Origin of the sequence: Altererythrobacter aquiaggeris (assembly GCF_037154015.1) — a bacterium.
In the GTDB taxonomy this organism is placed as follows: domain Bacteria; phylum Pseudomonadota; class Alphaproteobacteria; order Sphingomonadales; family Sphingomonadaceae; genus Aestuarierythrobacter; species Aestuarierythrobacter aquiaggeris.
The window spans coordinates 1,301,540-1,319,535 of the sequence record NZ_JBANRL010000001.1; the positions used below are offsets into that span (position 1 = coordinate 1,301,540).

Here is a 17,996-nt window from a genome sequence, read left to right on the forward strand (position 1 = left end):
GTCTTTCTGTTCGTACTGGGCGTTTGGCGCCGGGTCATCCGCAACCTAATGCTGCGCCGCGGCATTGGCAATGCACACAGGGTTGGCTGGCACGCTGCGGACATGGACACTTGCGCCGCATGGTGCGTTAGGGTCATAAAGTGGCAAGATAAAACCGGAGATTTTCAGATGACCGAAGCGACCCCGATGCAAATGGCGCTTGATGCCCAGCGTAATGCGTTCACCGAAGCGAGGCCTGAAGACCTTTCGGTGCGCCGCGACAGAATAAAGCGCACAATTGCCCTGTTGGCCGATAATGCCGACGCGCTGTGCGATGCGATGAGCGAAGATTTCGGGAACCGCAGCCGCAAACAAAGCATGATGACCGATATTGCCGGCACAATAACCTTCGGCAAATACTGCCTCAAAAACATGGACAAGTGGTCGCGGCCCGACAAGCGCAAACTCCAGTTCCCGCTCGGCCTGTTAGGGGCAAAGGGCGAAGTACGGTTTGAACCCAAGGGCGTTATCGGCATCCTGAGCCCGTGGAATTTTCCGATCAACCTGTCATTCGGTCCGCTGATGCAGATTTTTGCAGCGGGTAACCGTTCGATGATCAAGCCAAGCGAGTTCACCGAAGCCACAAGCGAACTGAGCAAAGAGCTGGTAGAAAAATACTTCGCGCCGGAAGAGCTGATCGTGTTTACCGGCAGCCCCGAAGTGGCGCAGGAATTTTCCGGCCTTGCGTTTGACCATCTGGTGTTCACCGGATCAACCGCCACCGGCCGCAAGGTCATGGAAGCAGCGGCGAAGAATCTGGTCCCGGTGACGTTGGAACTGGGCGGAAAATCGCCCGTCGTCCTCGGGCGTAGCGCCGATCTCAAAAAGGCTGGTGAGCGCATTGCGCTGGGCAAGATGCTCAATGCCGGGCAAATCTGTCTTGCTCCCGATTATATGCTTGTGCCCGAAGATCTCGAGGAGGGCGCAATTGCCGCCGTCGAGTTGAGCGCCCGCGAGATGTATCCCACGCTGCTGGACAATGATGATTATGCTTCGATCGTGACGGATCGTCATTTTGACCGGCTTCAGGATCTGGTGAAAGACGCGCGGCAAAAAGGCGCTGAAGTTATTGAGGTCAATCCGGCAGACGAAGATTTTTCAAACACCAATTCCCGCAAAATGCCGCTGACCATTTTGCGAAACGTAACCGATGATATGCTGGCCATGGAGGAAGAGATTTTTGGGCCGGTCCTGCCGATAAAAACCTACAAAGCGGTCGATGAGGCGGTTAATTACGTCAATCGGAATGACCGCCCGTTGGGGCTTTATTACTTCGGCACCGATGACAGTGAGCGGGAAAAGGTTTTGCAAGGCACTGCTTCGGGCGGCGTCACGGTCAACGATGTGGTGTTTCATGTATCGATGGAAGATTTGCCGTTCGGCGGAGTTGGCCCCTCGGGTATGGGGTCTTATCACGGTCCCGAAGGGTTCAAGGAATTCAGCCACGCGCGTAGCGTCTATACCCAGTCAAAACTGGATATTGCCGGTATCGCGGGCCTGAAGCCGCCATATGGCGCGAAAACCGACAAGGCGCTGGCGATGCAGATGAAGAAATAGCGGGCGCACCGGCTCCGCTCTGGACCGCGGAGCCACCCCGTTTTTGTATGAGAAGCCGGACAGTTTATGTCCGGGGCGCAAAATACAGACACCCCTTGCCCTGATGAGTGCGCCGGACTAGTGCGCAGTCAATTCAATCTAGCGCTTGCGAGTCAGCCCCTTGGACTATCTAGCCCAGTATCTGCCTATTCTGATTTTCCTGTTTATTGCAGTCGGATTATCAGCATTGTTCGTGTTCCTCCCGATGGGTGTTTCGCGGCTTACCGGAACGCATTCGCCAGATGCTTCGAAGCTGAGCGAATATGAATGCGGTTTCCCCGCATTCGAAGATCCGCGCAGCCAGTTCGACGTCCGGTTTTATCTGGTCGCGATTTTGTTTATTATTTTCGATCTCGAGGCGGCATTTCTTTTCCCGTGGGCGGTCAGCCTTGATCTGACAGGATGGCCGGGCTGGATTACAATGATGATTTTCCTGGGAGAGCTGGCAGTAGGGCTAGCTTACGCCTGGAAGAAAGGAGCGCTAGAATGGGAGTGAACACCACCACCATCCGAGTGCCCGAAGCCATGCCCACCGCTCAGCCGGGGCAGATGCTTCAGCCTGATGCGGAATATTTCAATGCGCTGCAAAACGAAGTCAACGACAAGGGCTTCCTCGTCGCCAGCACCGAAGACCTGTTCCAATGGGCGCGTACCGGTTCGCTCTGGTGGATGACCTTCGGCCTCGCGTGCTGTGCGGTTGAAATGATCCATGTAAACATGCCGCGGTATGATATGGAACGGTTCGGCGTCGCGCCTCGCGCCAGCCCGCGCCAGTCCGATGTGATGATCGTGGCCGGAACGCTGTGCAACAAAATGGCCCCCGCGCTGCGCAAGGTTTACGATCAGATGTCCGAACCGAAATATGTTATTTCGATGGGCAGCTGTGCCAATGGCGGCGGTTATTACCATTACAGCTATTCGGTCGTGCGCGGCTGTGACCGCATCGTGCCGGTTGATATTTATGTGCCGGGCTGCCCGCCGACTGCCGAAGCGCTGCTTTACGGTGTGATGCAATTGCAGCGCAAAATCCGGCGGTCCGGGACGGTCGAGCGCTAGGATGGCTACGGTTCTGCATTCCGCTCCCAAATCGGCGCCGCACGATGGCGTGATCGAAACGCTGGGCAACGCGCTGGGCGATATGATGGTTGGCGCGCGCGAGGAATATGGCGAGCTCACATTCACCGTTCGCCGCGACGATATCGAAGACGTGCTGCGCCTGCTGCGCGACGATCACGAATATCAGCAACTCATGGAAATTGCGGGGGTCGATTATCCGGATCGCGGTGAGCGGTTCGAAGTTGTCTATATGCTGCTGTCGCTCACGAAGAACCATCGCCTGATGCTCAAGGTTTCGACCGATGAAGCCACTCCGGTTCCGACCGCCACCCGCCTGTGGCCAAACGCAGGCTGGCTGGAGCGTGAAGTATTCGACATGTTCGGTGTGCTGTTCGACGGCAATACCGATCTGCGGCGTATTCTGACCGATTACGGGTTTGAAGGGCATCCCTTCCGCAAGGATTTCCCGCTGACCGGCTACACCGAATTGCGCTATTCCGAAGAAGATAAACGGGTGGTTTATGAACCGGTCGAACTGGCGCAGGACCTGCGCCAGTTTGACTTCATGAGCCCTTGGGAAGGCGCGGATTACATTCTTCCCGGCGATGAAAAAGCCGGTGGCCCGCCTCAAGTGGACGAGCCAAAGACGACCGACAGCCCCAAGCAGACAGGCGCGGGAAAGAAGACGGACAAAAAAGCTGCCGAGACCGTGAGCGCGGGCGCCCCGGCAGAAAAGGCTTCGACTACAAAAAAGACTGCGCCGGAGCCGACCGAAAATCGCCAGGCGCGCAAGCCCGGCAAAGGTAAAGTCAAAGACACCAAAGCTGCGACCAAGCCGGTGAAAAAGCCGAAGACGACAGCCGGGAAGGGTGACAAGACATGAGCGTCCAGCTTGAACAGTCGCCTACCACCGGCGATCAGTTGATTTCCAACTACACGATCAATTTCGGTCCCCAGCACCCTGCCGCGCACGGCGTTTTGCGCATGGTGATGGAACTGGATGGCGAGATTATCGAACGCATCGATCCGCATGTCGGCTTGCTGCACCGCGGTACCGAAAAGCTGATCGAGCATAAGACCTATCTGCAGGCGCTGCCCTATTTCGATCGGCTCGATTACTGTTCGCCGCTGTGTCAGGAACACAGTTATGTGCTCGCAATCGAGAAGCTGCTGAACGTCGAAGTGCCCATCCGCGCGCAATATCTGCGCGTGCTGTTTGCTGAATTGACGCGTATTTCCAACCATATGCTCAATATCGGCGCGCATGTGATGGATGTCGGCGCGATGACGCCGAACCTGTGGGTGTTCGAACTGCGCGAAGACTGCATGAACTTCTTCGAACGCGCGTCGGGCGCGCGAATGCACAGCGCTTATTTCCGTCCCGGCGGCGTCCATCAGGATGTGCCGCTGAAATTGCTCACCGACATTGGCGACTGGGTCGATGGCCGTTTGCCCGAACTGTTCGGCGATGCGATGAGCCTGGTGATCGACAACCGCATTTTCAAACAGCGCAATGTCGATATTGCCGTGGTCGAAAAAGACGATGCGATTGCGTGGGGTTTCTCCGGCCCGATGATCCGCGGCAGCGGCATCGCATGGGATCTGCGCAAGTCGCAGCCTTATGACGTCTATGACCGCATGGATTTCGAGGTACCTGTCGGCACCAATGGCGATTGCTACGACCGGTTCATGGTCCGCGTGGAAGAAGTGAAACAGTCGGCCCGCATCATCAAGCAGTGCCTCGCAGAGATGCCTGAAGGCCCGATTGCCAGCGACGATATGAAGGTTTCCCCGCCCAAACGCGGCGAGATGAAACAGTCGATGGAAGCGTTGATCCATCACTTCAAGCTTTATACCGAGGGATTTCATGTGCCCGCAGGCGAAGTATACGTCGCAACCGAAAGCCCGAAGGGCGAGTTTGGCGTCTATCTGGTTTCGGACGGCAGCAACAAACCCTATCGCTGCAAAATCCGCCCGACCGCCTTCAGCCACTTGCAAGCCATGGACTTCATGTGCCGCGGCCACATGCTGCCCGACGCAACCGCTATCCTCGGCGCAATCGACGTGGTGTTCGGGGAGTGTGACCGGTGATCCTGCGCGAGTTGTTCATATTTATCGCAGCGTTTGCAGCATTCGCATCGGGCGTTGCGGCCTATCTTGCGGGATTTCATGGCGGGGCGGGTTTGAAGGATATTCTCTCCACTGCATCGGCCGCCGTCATAGGCTTGTATGCCGGACGATACATCGAACGAAGGCTTATCAATGGCTGATCGCCAACTCGCACCCGACACACCTGAAACGCGCAAGCGGTGGGGTGATTTCAAATGGTCCACGGCCAATGCGGCCAAGGCCAAGAAATTTGTCGCGTCCTATCCTGAAGGCCGCCAGAAATCGGCTGTGATGCCGTTCCTCGATCTGGCCCAGCGGCAGGTTGGTGAGGAAACGGGCACGCAGGGCTGGTTGCCGCTGCCAGTGATGGAATTCATCGCCCGCGAGCTCGACATGCCGGTCATCCGTGTGCTTGAAGTTGCGACGTTCTATTTCATGTATAACCTTGTTCCGGTCGGCAAATTCCACGTGCAGGTTTGCGGCACCACGCCCTGTATGCTGCGCGGATCGGACGATATCATGTCCGCTTGCAAGAAACGCGGTATGGAAATCGGCCACACCACAGATGACGGTATGTGGACGCTGACCGAAGTTGAATGCATGGGCAATTGCGCCACTGCACCGATGGTCCAGATCAACGACGGCAATTACGAGGATTTGACGGTCGAACGCCTCGACGCCGTGCTCGATGCGCTGGCGGCAGGCAAGCAGCCGAAAGAAGGCACGCAGGAGCCGGGGCGCAAAACGTCCGAGCCCAGCGGCGGCCCGACCACGCTGAAAGAAATGGTCGATGCCAATCATGATTACCGGAAGGCCTGGTGATGGATAATACAGCCAAAGTCGGTCTGCCAGTTATCGGCATAATCTTCCTCGTTCTGGCGGTGTATAAACTTCTCAGCGGTGAACCGTCCGTCGTCTGGTTTCTTTTAAGCTTCCTGTTTGGCGGGTTCGGGATTTTCAAGGCCGTAACCTCGGGAGGGCGTGAATCGTGAGCATTGTCACTCTCATCATCGCGCTGGTCCTCGCGTTCATCGCGTTCAAGGTGCTCAGCGGTATCCTGAAAATCGGCGCCATTCTCGGGATAATCCTGATCGCGGGCTACCTTTACTCGCAGGGGTATCTGACATGAGCCTTCAGGATAAAGACCGGATTTTCACCAATCTCTACGGCTTCCAGGACTGGGGCCTGAAAGCTGCGCAGAAGCGCGGTGATTGGGACAACACCAGGGATATTATCTCCAGAGGTCACGATTCCATCATCGACGAGATGAAGGCATCCGGCCTGCGCGGGCGGGGCGGGGCTGGTTTCCCTACAGGTATGAAATGGTCCTTCATGCCCAAGGAAAGCAAGGATGGACGGCCAAGTTTCCTTGTCATAAATGCCGACGAATCCGAGCCTGGTTCGTGCAAAGACCGCGAGATTATCCGGCATGATCCGCACAAGCTGATCGAAGGCGCGCTGGTTGCCGGATATGCGATGCGCGCACGCGCGGCCTACATCTACATTCGCGGCGAATATATCCGCGAAGCCGAAACGCTGCAGGCGGCCATCGATGAAGCCTATGCCGCAGGTTTGCTGGGCAAGAATGCGGCCAAGTCGGGCTATGACTTCGATGTCTATATGCACCGCGGCGCGGGCGCATATATTTGCGGTGAAGAAACCGCGATGATCGAAAGCCTGGAAGGCAAGAAGGGGCAGCCCCGACTGAAACCGCCATTCCCCGCCGGTGCCGGTCTCTATGGCTGCCCGACCACGGTCAATAATGTCGAAAGCATTGCGGTTGTCCCGACAATCCTGCGGCGCGGCGCAAGCTGGTTCGCCAGCTTCGGACGCGAGGGTAATCATGGCACGAAGCTGTTCCAGATCAGCGGCCACATCGACAAGCCATGCGTTGTCGAAGAAGAGATGGGCATTCCGTTCAAGGAACTGATCGAGAAGCATTGCGGCGGCATCACTGGCGGCTGGGATAATCTGCTTGCGGTGATTCCGGGCGGCTCGTCGGTTCCGCTTGTCCCGGCGGACGAGATCATGGACGCCCCGATGGATTTCGACGGTTTGAAAGAAGTCGGCTCCGGCCTTGGTACAGCTGCCGTCATCGTCATGGACAAGTCCACCGACATCGTCCGCGCGATCAGCCGCCTCAGCTATTTCTACAAGCATGAGAGCTGCGGCCAATGCACACCGTGCCGCGAAGGCACCGGGTGGATGTGGCGCGTGATGGAACGGCTGCGCGAAGGTGACGCCGATGTCAGCGAAATCGATATGCTATACGACGTAACGAAGCAGGTCGAAGGGCACACAATCTGCGCGCTTGGCGATGCTGCCGCATGGCCAATTCAGGGTCTGTTAAAGCATTTCAGGCCAGAAATCGAACGACGGATTGAACTGCGAAATGCCCGATATGCCGAGGCTGCCGAGTAGATTTCTGAACGGGGTGCTTGAACTTGTGATCCGGGGGCCGCTGGATTATATTCGCGCATATTTTGGGGAGACATTCGATGATCAAAGAATTTTCCAGCGTATTCGGTATGGCGGCGGCGCTAGCGGTATGCACGCCGGTTGTGGCTCAAAGCCAGCCTACGCCGACGCCGACCCCGACCCCAAACACTCCGCGCGTTGACACCAGCAATATCACGCCGCGGAATTACCAGATAGAGCGGTTGGAGTTTGCCAAAGACCTGAACATGGATGTGGCGTTGGACAAGCCCGAGGCGGCGGTTGAATCCTACAAACGCGGGCTGGCAATTTCGGACTGCGTCACGAAATCCGGTGAAGCCGATCTTACGGCGATGGTCGACGGGGAATTCGCCAAGTTCGGCATTTTTACGCGCCTGATGACCGGGATGCGCAAGGGGCACAGCTTTTGCGTCAAGTCGGACAAGCCCGCAATCCCGTTCTTTGTGAATGCCGCCATGAGCGAGCGGTACCTGCAATCGCTCGAGGCGGGTGATCAGGCTGGCATGGCTAAAGCGGAAAATATGGGACAGGCCCGCTATTTCTTCATGGGCGGGAAGGACGATGTTTCGGTTTTTACAATCGGGCGCTGTGTGGCGGCATTGTCGCCGCAACTTGCTATGGATGTGCTGAAAACCGAGGTCGGCTCGGAACAGGAGATTTCGGCGCTCGACCGGTTGTATTCGGAAACGCCGCTGTGCGGGGTAAAATCGACACCGGGGAAAATCCCGTCAGCATTCCAGCGCGCCACTATCTCAACCGCGCTGTATGAGTGGCACCGCATCGCCAATACCGACACATAGTTGATTTCTGGCGGTTTTTTCATTGAAGTAGCCAATTCCATCGGGCTCACAGACCTAAAAATCCTTAAACCTGATATCGCTGTTTGCGCCGCGGCGGTCGCGGCGACATTCGGCCTGGCGATGGAGTTGTCCACCAGCGACGTCGGATCCGAAGATGAAAAACGCCGTTTGTATCCAATGTATTCGCAAACTCCCGAATGCCGGAAATCTGCTTCACCCAAAGGCGTGACGGTTGCCCTGCAGCGGGCAGCGATCGATGATCGAGTGGCTGCCCGCGACCTGGCGGGCGGCCCCATTTTTGTGTGATTTAGCGGCCGAAACGGGTTGCAAGTCCGGGGACTCTTCTACAGAGACATCCGGCAAAGAAGGTCGCTTCCGTTTTCGCATCGGAGCGCCATGGCTAGCGTAACAGGAAGCCCATGCCCAAAGTCACAGTAGACGGCCAGGAAATTGATGTGCCCGATGGCGCAACCGTGCTGCAGGCGGCGGAGCTGGCTGGCAAGGAGATCCCGCGCTTTTGTTATCACGAACGGCTGAGTATTGCCGGCAACTGCCGCATGTGTCTGGTCGAAGTGAAGCCCGGACCGCCCAAACCGCAGGCATCCTGCGCATTGCCTGCAACCGAAGGTCAGGAAATCCGCACCGATAGCGAGATGGTCAAGAGGGCGCGCGAAGGGGTGATGGAGCTGTTGCTCATCAACCACCCGCTCGATTGCCCGATCTGTGACCAGGGCGGCGAATGTGACCTGCAGGATCAGGCCATGGCCTACGGCCGCGGTTCGTCGCGTTATGACGAGAACAAGCGCGCTGTGACTGAAAAGTATATGGGGCCGCTGATCAAAACGATCATGACCCGCTGCATCCATTGCACCCGCTGCGTCCGGTTTAGCGAGGAAGTGGCCGGAGTGGATGAAATCGGCGCGCTCTATCGCGGCGAAAACATGCAGATCACAACCTATCTGGAAAAGGCTGCCGAGCATGAGCTGAGCGCCAATGTGATCGATCTCTGCCCGGTGGGCGCACTCACTTCGCGGCCTTACGCCTACGAAGCACGCCCGTGGGAATTGAAGAAAACGCTTGGCATCGATGTGTCCGATGCGGTTGGTGCGAATATCCGCATCGATAGCCGTTCGGGCGAAGTGCTGAGAATTCTGCCGCGCATCAATGACGATGTGAACGAGGAATGGATTTCGGACAAAGCGCGATATCAGGCCGACGGGCTTGGTCGCCGCCGTCTCGACAAGGTGTTCATCCGTAAATCCGGCAAACTTGTCGAAGCGGGCTGGGGTGATGCGTTCAAAGCGATTGCCAAGGTGAAAGCCGGTAAAAACGTCGCCGCAATTGCGGGTGATATGGTCGATTGCGAGACGATGTTTGCGGCCAAAACACTATTGGGCGCGGTGGGCTCGACACTTATCGAAAGCCGTCAAACCGGCATGAAATATGATGTGTCGAACCTGGCTGCTGTCAATTTCAACACCACTTTTTCGCAAATCGAAAATGCCGACGCGATACTGATTGTAGGCAGCCAGATCCGCATGGAAGCTCCGCTGGTCAATGTCCGCATCCGCAAGGCCGTAAAACGCGGGGCGAAGGTGTTTGTGGTGGGCCCCGAATGGGACACGACATATCCGGCGACTTTCCTCGGAGAAGAGATCGGGGTTCTGGGCAAATTGCCGAAAGCTGCGGCTGACGCCCTGAAAGATGCGGAACGTCCGGCGATCATCATGGGCGGGGCCGCTCTTGCGAACGGCGCGCTGGCCCTTGGCCTCGCATTGGCGGAGAAGTTCAAGCTGGTTCGCGATGGCTGGAACGGCTTCAACGTGCTGCATTTCTCGGCCGCCCGCATGGGCGCACTGATGCTGGGTTACGCGCAAGCAGGCGGTATGGCCGATATTGCGGCCCAAAAGCCCAAACTGGTCATTTCGCTCGGCGCGGATGAAATGGATTTCGCGCAGTTTGATGATGCCCTGAAGGTCTATATCGGCCACCACGGCGACAAGGGTGCCCATGCGGCCGACATCGTCCTGCCGGCGGCGGCATATACTGAAAAGGATGGAACTTACGTCAATACCGAAGGCCGCGTGCAATATGCCGAACAGGCAGTATTTCCTCCCGGTGATGCCCGCGAAGACTGGACGATCCTGCGCGCGCTTGCCGATGCACTGGGCGTTGATGTCGGATTCGACAGTTTTGCCGAATTGCGGCTGAAGATGATCGGGGCGGTGCCTGATCTTGGCGTAGAAGGGCTGGCCAATTACGGCGCACTCCCTGCTGCCGACAAGAAGGCAAAGGCTGAAGGTTCGATTGCGTCCTATCCGATTGCTGATTTTTATCTGACAAACCCGATCGCCCGCTCCAGCCCGACAATGCAACGTTGTTCTGCCGAACTTACACACGGGGAAGACTTTGCGGAGGCGGCCGAATGACCGAATTCTTCGTCAACCTCGGTATGTCCTACGGGGCAGCATGGTTTACAGCGACCATCGCCGGCATTCTGTTGATCGCACTGCCGCTGATGCTGTCGGTGGCGATGATCATTTATGTCGACCGTAAGGTCTGGGCAGCCATCAATTTGCGGCGCGGACCGAACGTTGTTGGCCCGTTTGGCGTGTTGCAGAGCTTTGCTGACGGGTTGAAGGTGTTCCTGCAGGAAACCATCGTCCCGAGCGCGGCAAACAAGGGCCTGTTCCTGATCGCGCCGATCCTGACATTTTCTGTCGCCCTGCTTGCGTGGGCGGTGATACCATTCAGCGAAACTGCGGTGCTGGCTAATATCAATGTTGGCTTGCTCTATGTGCTCGCCATCAGTTCGCTGAGTGTTTACGGCGTGGTTATCGCGGGCTGGGCGTCAAACTCGAAATACCCGTTTTTCAGTGCCATGCGGGCTGCAGCTCAGATGATTTCGTACGAAGTCTCGATCGGCTTCATTCTCGTTTGCGTGGTGCTGTTTGCCGGATCGTTCAACATGAACGAGATTGTGATGGCGCAGAAGGGGAACATGTTCGGCGTTCTCAACGGATTTGTGTTTCATCCGTTGTTGTTCCCGCTCTGGGTGATGTTCTTTATTTCGTCCCTGGCAGAAACCGCGCGTGTGCCATTCGATCTGACCGAAGCGGAAAGCGAACTCGTCGCGGGATATCAGACCGAGTACAGTTCGATGAGCTTCGCGCTGTTCTGGCTGGGAGAATATGCCAACATCCTGCTGATGTGTGCGCTGAACGCCATCCTGTTCTTTGGCGGTTGGCTGCCTCCGATTGACTGGGCGCCGCTTTACGCCGTGCCCGGCATTATCTGGTTTCTGGGCAAGACTTTCTTTTTCTTCTTCATGTTCAGCTGGGTGATGGCGACTGTACCGCGTTACCGCTATGACCAGCTGATGCGACTTGGCTGGAAAGTATTTCTGCCGATGAGCCTGTTCTTCATCGTCGTGATCAGCGGCTTTCTGATGGCAACCGGACACTTCAATTCATGAGCACGATCACACATCTCATCAAGAGTTTCACCTTATGGGAATTCCTCAAGGCGCATGCGCTCACCTTGAAGTATTTCTTCAAGCCCAAGGTGACAATCAACTATCCGTTCGAGAAAAACCCGCTCAGCCCGCGTTTTCGCGGTGAGCATGTTCTACGCCGCTATCCCAACGGGGAAGAGCGGTGCATTGCCTGCAAGTTGTGCGAGGCGGTGTGCCCCGCGCAGGCGATCACGATCGAGAGCGAACCGCGTGAAGACGGCAGCCGCCGTACGACGCGTTACGACATCGATATGACCAAATGCATTTATTGCGGTTTCTGTCAGGAAGCCTGCCCGGTGGATGCGGTGGTCGAAGGGCCCAACTTCGAATATGCGACCGAGACGCGGGAAGAATTGCTGTACGACAAAGCCAAGCTGCTAGCGAACGGGGACAAGTGGGAGCGGGCAATCGCCGCAAACCTTGAAGCCGACGCTCCCTACCGCTAGGCGCGGGCAACTTACGACGGGGCCTAATGATACTGACCTTTGCCTTTTACCTGTTTGCCACGTTTGTGATCGGATCCGCCGTGATGACGATCATGGCGCGCAATCCTGTGCACAGCGTGCTCTGGCTGATCCTGGCATTTTTCAATGCCGCGGGTCTGATGGTGCTGGTTGGCGCCGAATTCATCGCGATGCTGCTCATAATCGTTTACGTGGGCGCGGTGGCGGTGCTGTTCCTGTTTGTCGTCATGATGCTCGACATCGATTTTTCCGAATTGCGGGCAGGGTTTATCCGGAACTTCCCGCTGGGAATACTGATCGCTGCCATCCTGCTGGCCGAACTGGTGCTCGGTATCGGGGCCTATCAGGCTGGCGCGCTCGATCTTGGAAAGCCCGACGGCGCCTCGGCAGAACTGGTTGGCCGCAGCAATATCGAAAGCCTGGGTGCGCTGCTTTACGGCAAATATCTGTTCCTGTTCGAAACCGCCGGCATCATCCTGCTGGTCGCGATGATCGGCGCGATTGTCCTGACGCACCGCGAACGGACCAGCAATGTGCCCAAACGGGCGCACCAGAACATCAGCAAACAGAACCAGCGCCGTCCTGAAGATGCGACTATCAATACCAGCCCCGAAGTCGGACAGGGGATCAAATTGTGATCGGCGTGGAACATTATGTCGTGGTCAGTTCGATCCTGTTCGTGATCGGCGTTCTGGGCATTTTCCTGAACCGCAAGAACGTGATTGTCATTCTGATGGCAATCGAGCTTATTTTGCTTGCGGTAAATATCAATCTGGTCGCTTTCAGTGCCTTCCTCGGAGATCTGACCGGTCAGGTTTTTGCCATGTTCGTGCTGACCGTTGCTGCGGGTGAAGCCGCCATCGGGCTCGCCATTCTCGTGATCTATTTCCGCGGTCGCGGCACTATTGCCGTTGACGATGTCAACCAGATGAAGGGCTGACCTTTTGTCCACTTCAATCCTGATCATCGTCTTCGCGCCGCTGCTGGCCGCCATCATCGGCGGGCTGGGCAATCGCGCGCTTGGCAACACTATCGTCAAAACCATCACGACGGGCGCGTTGTTTCTTGCTGCCGCGCTTAGCTGGCCCATTTTTCTTGGCTTCATCACCGGCGCGAACACGGCGGAAGTTGTGCCCGTGTTGCAATGGGTCCGATCAGGCGACCTTGCGTTTGATTGGGCGCTGCGTGTCGATGCTTTGACCGCGGTAATGCTGGTTGTGGTGACGACTGTTTCCGCACTCGTCCATCTGTACAGCTGGGGTTATATGGAAGAAGACCCGGATCAGCCGCGGTTCTTCGCTTATCTCAGCCTGTTTACATTTGCGATGCTGATGCTCGTCACAGCCGACAATCTGGTCCAGATGTTCTTCGGGTGGGAAGGGGTTGGACTGGCGTCCTACCTTCTGATCGGTTTCTGGTTCAAAAAGCCCAGTGCCAATGCCGCTGCGATCAAGGCATTTGTGGTGAACCGCGTGGGCGACCTGGGCTTCATGCTCGGTATCTTCGGCACGTTTCTGGTCTTCGGAACAACCTCGATCCCTGAAATTCTCGAAGCGGCTCCATCGATGAGCGGGGCAACCATCGGGTTCCTTGGATACCGTATGTACACGATGGATATCTTGTGCATCCTGCTGTTTATCGGTGCGATGGGCAAGTCTGCGCAGCTCGGCCTGCACACGTGGCTGCCGGACGCGATGGAGGGTCCGACACCCGTTTCCGCACTGATCCATGCCGCAACAATGGTCACGGCCGGCGTATTCATGGTGTGCCGCCTTTCGCCGATGTTCGAAACCGCCCCGATTGCATTGGGCGTGGTGACCTTCATCGGCGCGGCGACCTGCATATTCGCTGCGACGGTGGGTACCACGCAGTGGGATATCAAGCGGGTTATTGCCTATTCGACCTGCTCGCAGCTTGGCTATATGTTCTTTGCTGCGGGTGTCGGCGCGTATAATGTCGCCATGTTCCACCTGTTTACGCACGCGTTTTTCAAGGCGTTGCTGTTCCTCGGTGCAGGCTCTGTCATCCACGCCATGCATCATGAACAGGATATGCGTTTTTACGGCGGGCTGCGTAAGAAAATACCCTTCACGTTCTGGGCCATGATGTTCGGCACACTCGCGATTACGGGTGTCGGGGTCTATCATCTCGGCGCCGGCTTCGCAGGGTTCTGGTCCAAAGATGCCATCATCGAAGTGGCATATGCCCGCGGGACCGAACTCGGCACATTCGCATTCTGGATGGGCGTTTTCGCAGCGCTGCTGACCAGTTTCTACAGCTGGCGGCTGATGTTCCTGACCTTCTGGGGCAAGCCGCGCTGGATCGAAAGCGAGCATATCCGGCATAGCGTCCATAAAACCGTGGCTGAAGCGGGCGAAGACGCGACCGGCGGATATCATCCGCATGAAAGCCCTGTGTCGATGCTGGTTCCGCTTGGCATCTTGTCACTCGGCGCGATTGCGGCCGGGCAAGTGTTTGCGCCGACCTTCCTCGACAATGCAGCATTCTGGAACAATTCGGTGTTTTACAACGAAGCGCTGATGCACGCGATGCACGCCGTGCCATATTGGGTGAAATATTCAGCCCTCATTGTGATGTTGCTTGGCCTGCTCACCGCCTGGTACGGTTATATCCGCAACACATCGTTCCCCGACCAGGTTGCAGAACAGTTGGGGCCGATTTACAAATTTGTCGCCAACAAGTGGTATTTTGACGAGCTGTATAATCTGGTGTTCGTGAAGCCGGCCTTTTGGCTGGGCCGGAAGTTCTGGATTATCGGCGATCAGGGTATCATCGACCGGTTCGGTCCAAATGGCGCGGCATGGGTTGTCGAACAGGGGGCAATCGGCGCCGGAAGGTTCCAGTCCGGCTTCCTCAATTCCTATGCGCTGGTGATGCTGCTCGGGCTTGTCGCAGCTGTTAGCTGGGTGCTTTTCTGATGGCCGGCATACCGATCCTGAGCATCATGCTGCTCGTCCTGCTCGTGGCGGCTGCGGCTTGTCTTTTTTCGGAGGCCAGGGCAGCGCGCATGATCGCGCTGGTGGCGACGCTGATCGATCTGGGGCTGGGCATTTTGCTGTGGCTCAATTATGACATCGGCGGCGCGCAATGGCAGTTTACGGAACGTGCGGAACTGTTCGCCGGATTCAGCTATGCGCTGGGCATTGACGGGATCGCGCTGATGCTGATCGTGCTGTCGGTATTCCTGATGCCGATTTGCATTCTCGCCAGTTGGGATGGCATCCAGAAACGCGTTGGCGAATATATGGCCGCGTTCCTGATTATGGAACTGCTGATGATCGGGGTGTTTGCGGCACAGGATATGTTCCTGTTCTACATCTTCTTCGAGGCTGGCCTGATTCCGATGTATTTGATTATCGGCGTCTGGGGCGGCGATAACCGGATATATGCCAGCTACAAGTTCTTCCTCTACACGCTGCTTGGATCAGTGCTCATGCTGGTGGCGATGCTGTGGATGGTGAACCATGCGGGAACCACCGATATTCCCACGCTGATGCAATTCGATTTCCCGGCGGGCGCGCAAACCTGGCTGTGGTTGGCATTTTTCGCCAGCTTTGCGGTCAAGATGCCGATGTGGCCGGTGCATACCTGGCTGCCTGACGCGCACGTTCAGGCGCCTACCGCGGGTTCGGTCATTCTGGCCGGCGTTCTGCTGAAAATGGGCGGCTACGGATTTATCCGGTTCAGCCTGCCGATGTTCCCCGAAGCATCCGCACAATTCGTGTGGCTGATTTTCGGTCTGTCGATGGTCGCAGTGGTTGTCACCAGTCTGATCGCGCTGGTCCAGCACGATATGAAAAAACTGATCGCTTACAGTTCGGTTGCACACATGGCGATTGTCACCGCAGGGCTGTTCGCGTTCAACATCCAGGGCCTCGAAGGGGCCATGATCATGATGTTGAGCCATGGCCTGGTATCGGGTGCATTGTTCTTGTGTGTCGGGGTAATTTACGACCGGTTGCATACCCGCGAAATCGACCGGTATGGCGGTCTTGCCATCAATATGCCCAAATATGCGATCTTCTTCCTGCTGTTTACAATGGCAAGCATAGGTCTGCCGGGCACAAGCGGATTTGTGGCCGAGTTTCTAAGCCTCGCGGGTATTTATGAAGTGTCCAGTCTGGCAACATTTGTCCTGACGACAGGTATCATTCTGGGCGCGGGTTATATGCTTTATCTTTATCGCCGGGTTGCGTTTGGCGGGCAAAAAAATGCCGATGCGGCTGCGATGCCCGATTTGCATGCGCGCGAGTGGATCATGCTGTCACCCATCGCGGCAGCGGTGCTGTGGATGGGTGTCTATCCCGAGAGTTTTCTGGCCCCGATGCGGCAGGATATCGCCACGCTGGAAGCACGCTTGGCAGGCGCTGCCCCCCAGGGCGATGCGAAACTGGTGGTGGGCGAGCCAAAGGGCAAGGCTGCCAATTACATCGACGCAGAACATGCAGATAAAGCCGGCGAGGGCGCTCACTAATGGAACTCCAGTCGTCCCTAGGACTGATCGCACCTGAGCTTTTGCTGAGCATTTCGGGCCTTGCCCTGCTGCTTGCCGCGGCATGGCTGGGGAACGGGTACAGCAGGGCCATCAGCATTATTGCCGCCGCGGCACTCGTTGGCGCAGGTGCATTGGTTATCCCCGCACTGACGGGGGGCGTAATGGGTCTGGATGCAGCGGCATTTGGCGGACAGTTCCGCGCAGATGCTTTTGCAGCCTACGCCAAATTGTTGATTTACGCTTCGGCTATTGCCGGGCTGGTATTAGCGCCGAGCTTTTTCGAACGTTTTAAGGCGATGCAGGCCGAATATCCCGTTCTGGTGCTGTTTGCCGCGCTTGGCATGAGCATCATGGTGTCGGCGACCGATTTGATGACGCTCTATATCGGTTTGGAACTCAACAGTCTGGCCGCATATGTGCTCGCCGCATTCCTGCGGGCAGACGACCGTTCAGCCGAAGCAGGCCTGAAGTATTTCGTTCTGGGTGCTTTGGCCAGCGGCATATTGCTCTTCGGCATGAGCCTGACTTACGGTTTTACCGGAACCACGGATTTTCAGGGCATCCGCGCAGCATTGTCAGGCGATATATCGACCGGTGCGCTGTTCGGGCTGATTTTCGTACTGGCGGGTCTGGCATTCAAGATCAGCGCCGTTCCGTTCCACATGTGGACGCCTGATGTTTACGAAGGTGCGCCTACACCCGTGACGGCGTTTTTCGCATCGGCTCCCAAAGTGGCCGCGATCGCGCTTACGGCACGCGTTGCGCTGGATGCTTTCGGCTTTCAAACAGATGCCTGGCGCCAAATCGTGATATTTGCCGCGCTTGCCTCGATTGTCGTCGGGGCACTCGGAGCGATCGGACAGAGCAATCTGAAGCGGCTGCTGGCTTATTCCTCCATCAACAATGTCGGCTTTATCCTGATCGGTCTTGCTGCCGGCACGGTAGGCGGTCTCAGCGCGATGCTGGTGTATCTGTTCATCTATGCCGTCATGACTGTCGGGTCGTTCGCCGCGGTGCTGATGCTGCGTGACGGGGAGGGTAATCAGGTCGAAGGTATTGCCGATCTGGCCGGCTTGTCGCGCACCCGCCCGCTGATCGCGCTTTGCCTTGCGGCGCTGATGTTCAGCCTGGCCGGCATACCGCCGCTGTTCGGCTTTTGGGGCAAATTCGTAGTGTTCCAGGCGGCGGTCGAAGCGGACCTGATAATCCTTGCCGCAATCGGCATTGCAGCCAGCGTTATCGGCGCGTTCTATTACATCAAGATCGTCAAGATCATGTATTTTGACGAGCCTGCCGATGTAGTGACCGGACAATCCGAAAAATCGCATTGGGCAATCCTGGGACTGTGCAGCCTGATCATCTCACCGCTCGGCTATCTGCTGACAATATGGCTGGGCAATCAGGCAGACACCGCTGCGGCCGCATTATTCCTCGCCGGATAGGGC

20 protein-coding genes are annotated in these 17,996 nt (G+C 56.9%); all 20 read left to right on the forward strand.

Annotated features, from left to right (window positions below; all coding sequences use genetic code 11):
* The first annotated feature begins 102 nt into the window (after positions 1–102).
* Positions 103–1,596: a coniferyl aldehyde dehydrogenase gene (locus tag WFP06_RS06325; protein ID WP_336987647.1), complete on the forward strand. Its 1,494-nt coding sequence runs from the start codon at positions 103–105 to the stop codon at positions 1,594–1,596.
* 160 nt (positions 1,597–1,756) lie between these two features.
* The gene (locus WFP06_RS06330; protein ID WP_336986379.1) at positions 1,757–2,131 is read left to right on the forward strand and encodes an NADH-quinone oxidoreductase subunit A; all 375 of its coding nucleotides are present in this window, start codon (positions 1,757–1,759) and stop codon (positions 2,129–2,131) included.
* Positions 2,132–2,160: 29 nt separating this feature from the next.
* Positions 2,161–2,691 (forward strand): NuoB/complex I 20 kDa subunit family protein, encoded by a 531-nt coding sequence (locus WFP06_RS06335; RefSeq protein WP_419716240.1) that lies wholly within the window; start codon positions 2,161–2,163, stop codon positions 2,689–2,691.
* 1 nt (position 2,692) lies between these two features.
* The gene (locus WFP06_RS06340) at positions 2,693–3,574 is read left to right on the forward strand and encodes an NADH-quinone oxidoreductase subunit C (protein WP_336986380.1); all 882 of its coding nucleotides are present in this window, start codon (positions 2,693–2,695) and stop codon (positions 3,572–3,574) included.
* Entirely contained in the window at positions 3,571–4,782 is a 1,212-nt protein-coding gene (locus WFP06_RS06345; protein ID WP_336986381.1) for an NADH-quinone oxidoreductase subunit D, read from the forward strand. The genes WFP06_RS06340 and WFP06_RS06345 overlap by 4 nt, the downstream gene beginning before the upstream one ends.
* Entirely contained in the window at positions 4,779–4,961 is a 183-nt protein-coding gene (locus WFP06_RS06350; RefSeq protein ID WP_336986382.1) for a hypothetical protein, read from the forward strand. Before WFP06_RS06345 ends, WFP06_RS06350 begins: the two co-directional genes overlap by 4 nt.
* Positions 4,954–5,622 carry a complex I 24 kDa subunit family protein gene (locus tag WFP06_RS06355; protein WP_336986383.1) on the forward strand — a complete coding sequence of 223 codons (669 nt, stop codon included), beginning with the start codon at positions 4,954–4,956 and terminating at the stop codon, positions 5,620–5,622. The genes WFP06_RS06350 and WFP06_RS06355 overlap by 8 nt, the downstream gene beginning before the upstream one ends.
* A complete protein-coding gene (locus WFP06_RS06360; RefSeq protein ID WP_336987703.1) occupies positions 5,619–5,792 on the forward strand; it encodes a hypothetical protein in 174 nt (57 codons plus the stop codon). Before WFP06_RS06355 ends, WFP06_RS06360 begins: the two co-directional genes overlap by 4 nt.
* Entirely contained in the window at positions 5,789–5,929 is a 141-nt protein-coding gene (locus tag WFP06_RS06365) for a hypothetical protein (RefSeq protein WP_336986384.1), read from the forward strand. The genes WFP06_RS06360 and WFP06_RS06365 overlap by 4 nt, the downstream gene beginning before the upstream one ends.
* On the forward strand, positions 5,926–7,221 hold the full coding sequence (nuoF, locus tag WFP06_RS06370; RefSeq protein WP_336986385.1) for an NADH-quinone oxidoreductase subunit NuoF: 1,296 nt from the start codon (positions 5,926–5,928) through the stop codon (positions 7,219–7,221). Before WFP06_RS06365 ends, nuoF begins: the two co-directional genes overlap by 4 nt.
* Positions 7,222–7,298: 77 nt before the next feature.
* Positions 7,299–8,057 (forward strand): hypothetical protein, encoded by a 759-nt coding sequence (locus WFP06_RS06375; RefSeq protein WP_336986386.1) that lies wholly within the window; start codon positions 7,299–7,301, stop codon positions 8,055–8,057.
* Positions 8,058–8,363 (forward strand): hypothetical protein, encoded by a 306-nt coding sequence (locus WFP06_RS06380; RefSeq protein WP_336986387.1) that lies wholly within the window; start codon positions 8,058–8,060, stop codon positions 8,361–8,363.
* Between the two features lie 113 nt (positions 8,364–8,476).
* Complete coding sequence (gene nuoG / locus WFP06_RS06385) at positions 8,477–10,486, forward strand: NADH-quinone oxidoreductase subunit NuoG (protein WP_336986388.1); 2,010 nt, start codon at positions 8,477–8,479, stop codon at positions 10,484–10,486.
* Positions 10,483–11,532 carry an NADH-quinone oxidoreductase subunit NuoH gene (nuoH, locus tag WFP06_RS06390; RefSeq protein ID WP_336986389.1) on the forward strand — a complete coding sequence of 350 codons (1,050 nt, stop codon included), beginning with the start codon at positions 10,483–10,485 and terminating at the stop codon, positions 11,530–11,532. Before nuoG ends, nuoH begins: the two co-directional genes overlap by 4 nt.
* Positions 11,529–12,017, forward strand: a complete 489-nt coding sequence (gene nuoI, locus WFP06_RS06395; protein ID WP_336986390.1) for an NADH-quinone oxidoreductase subunit NuoI — start codon at positions 11,529–11,531, stop codon at positions 12,015–12,017. Before nuoH ends, nuoI begins: the two co-directional genes overlap by 4 nt.
* 26 nt (positions 12,018–12,043) lie before the next feature.
* Positions 12,044–12,673 (forward strand): NADH-quinone oxidoreductase subunit J, encoded by a 630-nt coding sequence (locus tag WFP06_RS06400; RefSeq protein ID WP_336986391.1) that lies wholly within the window; start codon positions 12,044–12,046, stop codon positions 12,671–12,673.
* Positions 12,670–12,975 (forward strand): NADH-quinone oxidoreductase subunit NuoK, encoded by a 306-nt coding sequence (nuoK, locus tag WFP06_RS06405; protein ID WP_336986392.1) that lies wholly within the window; start codon positions 12,670–12,672, stop codon positions 12,973–12,975. The genes WFP06_RS06400 and nuoK overlap by 4 nt, the downstream gene beginning before the upstream one ends.
* 4 nt (positions 12,976–12,979) lie before the next feature.
* On the forward strand, positions 12,980–14,974 hold the full coding sequence (gene nuoL, locus WFP06_RS06410) for an NADH-quinone oxidoreductase subunit L (RefSeq protein WP_336986393.1): 1,995 nt from the start codon (positions 12,980–12,982) through the stop codon (positions 14,972–14,974).
* On the forward strand, positions 14,974–16,530 hold the full coding sequence (locus WFP06_RS06415; RefSeq protein WP_336986394.1) for an NADH-quinone oxidoreductase subunit M: 1,557 nt from the start codon (positions 14,974–14,976) through the stop codon (positions 16,528–16,530). Before nuoL ends, WFP06_RS06415 begins: the two co-directional genes overlap by 1 nt.
* The gene (gene nuoN / locus WFP06_RS06420) at positions 16,530–17,993 is read left to right on the forward strand and encodes an NADH-quinone oxidoreductase subunit NuoN (RefSeq protein ID WP_336986395.1); all 1,464 of its coding nucleotides are present in this window, start codon (positions 16,530–16,532) and stop codon (positions 17,991–17,993) included. Before WFP06_RS06415 ends, nuoN begins: the two co-directional genes overlap by 1 nt.
* The last annotated feature ends 3 nt before the right edge of the window (positions 17,994–17,996 follow it).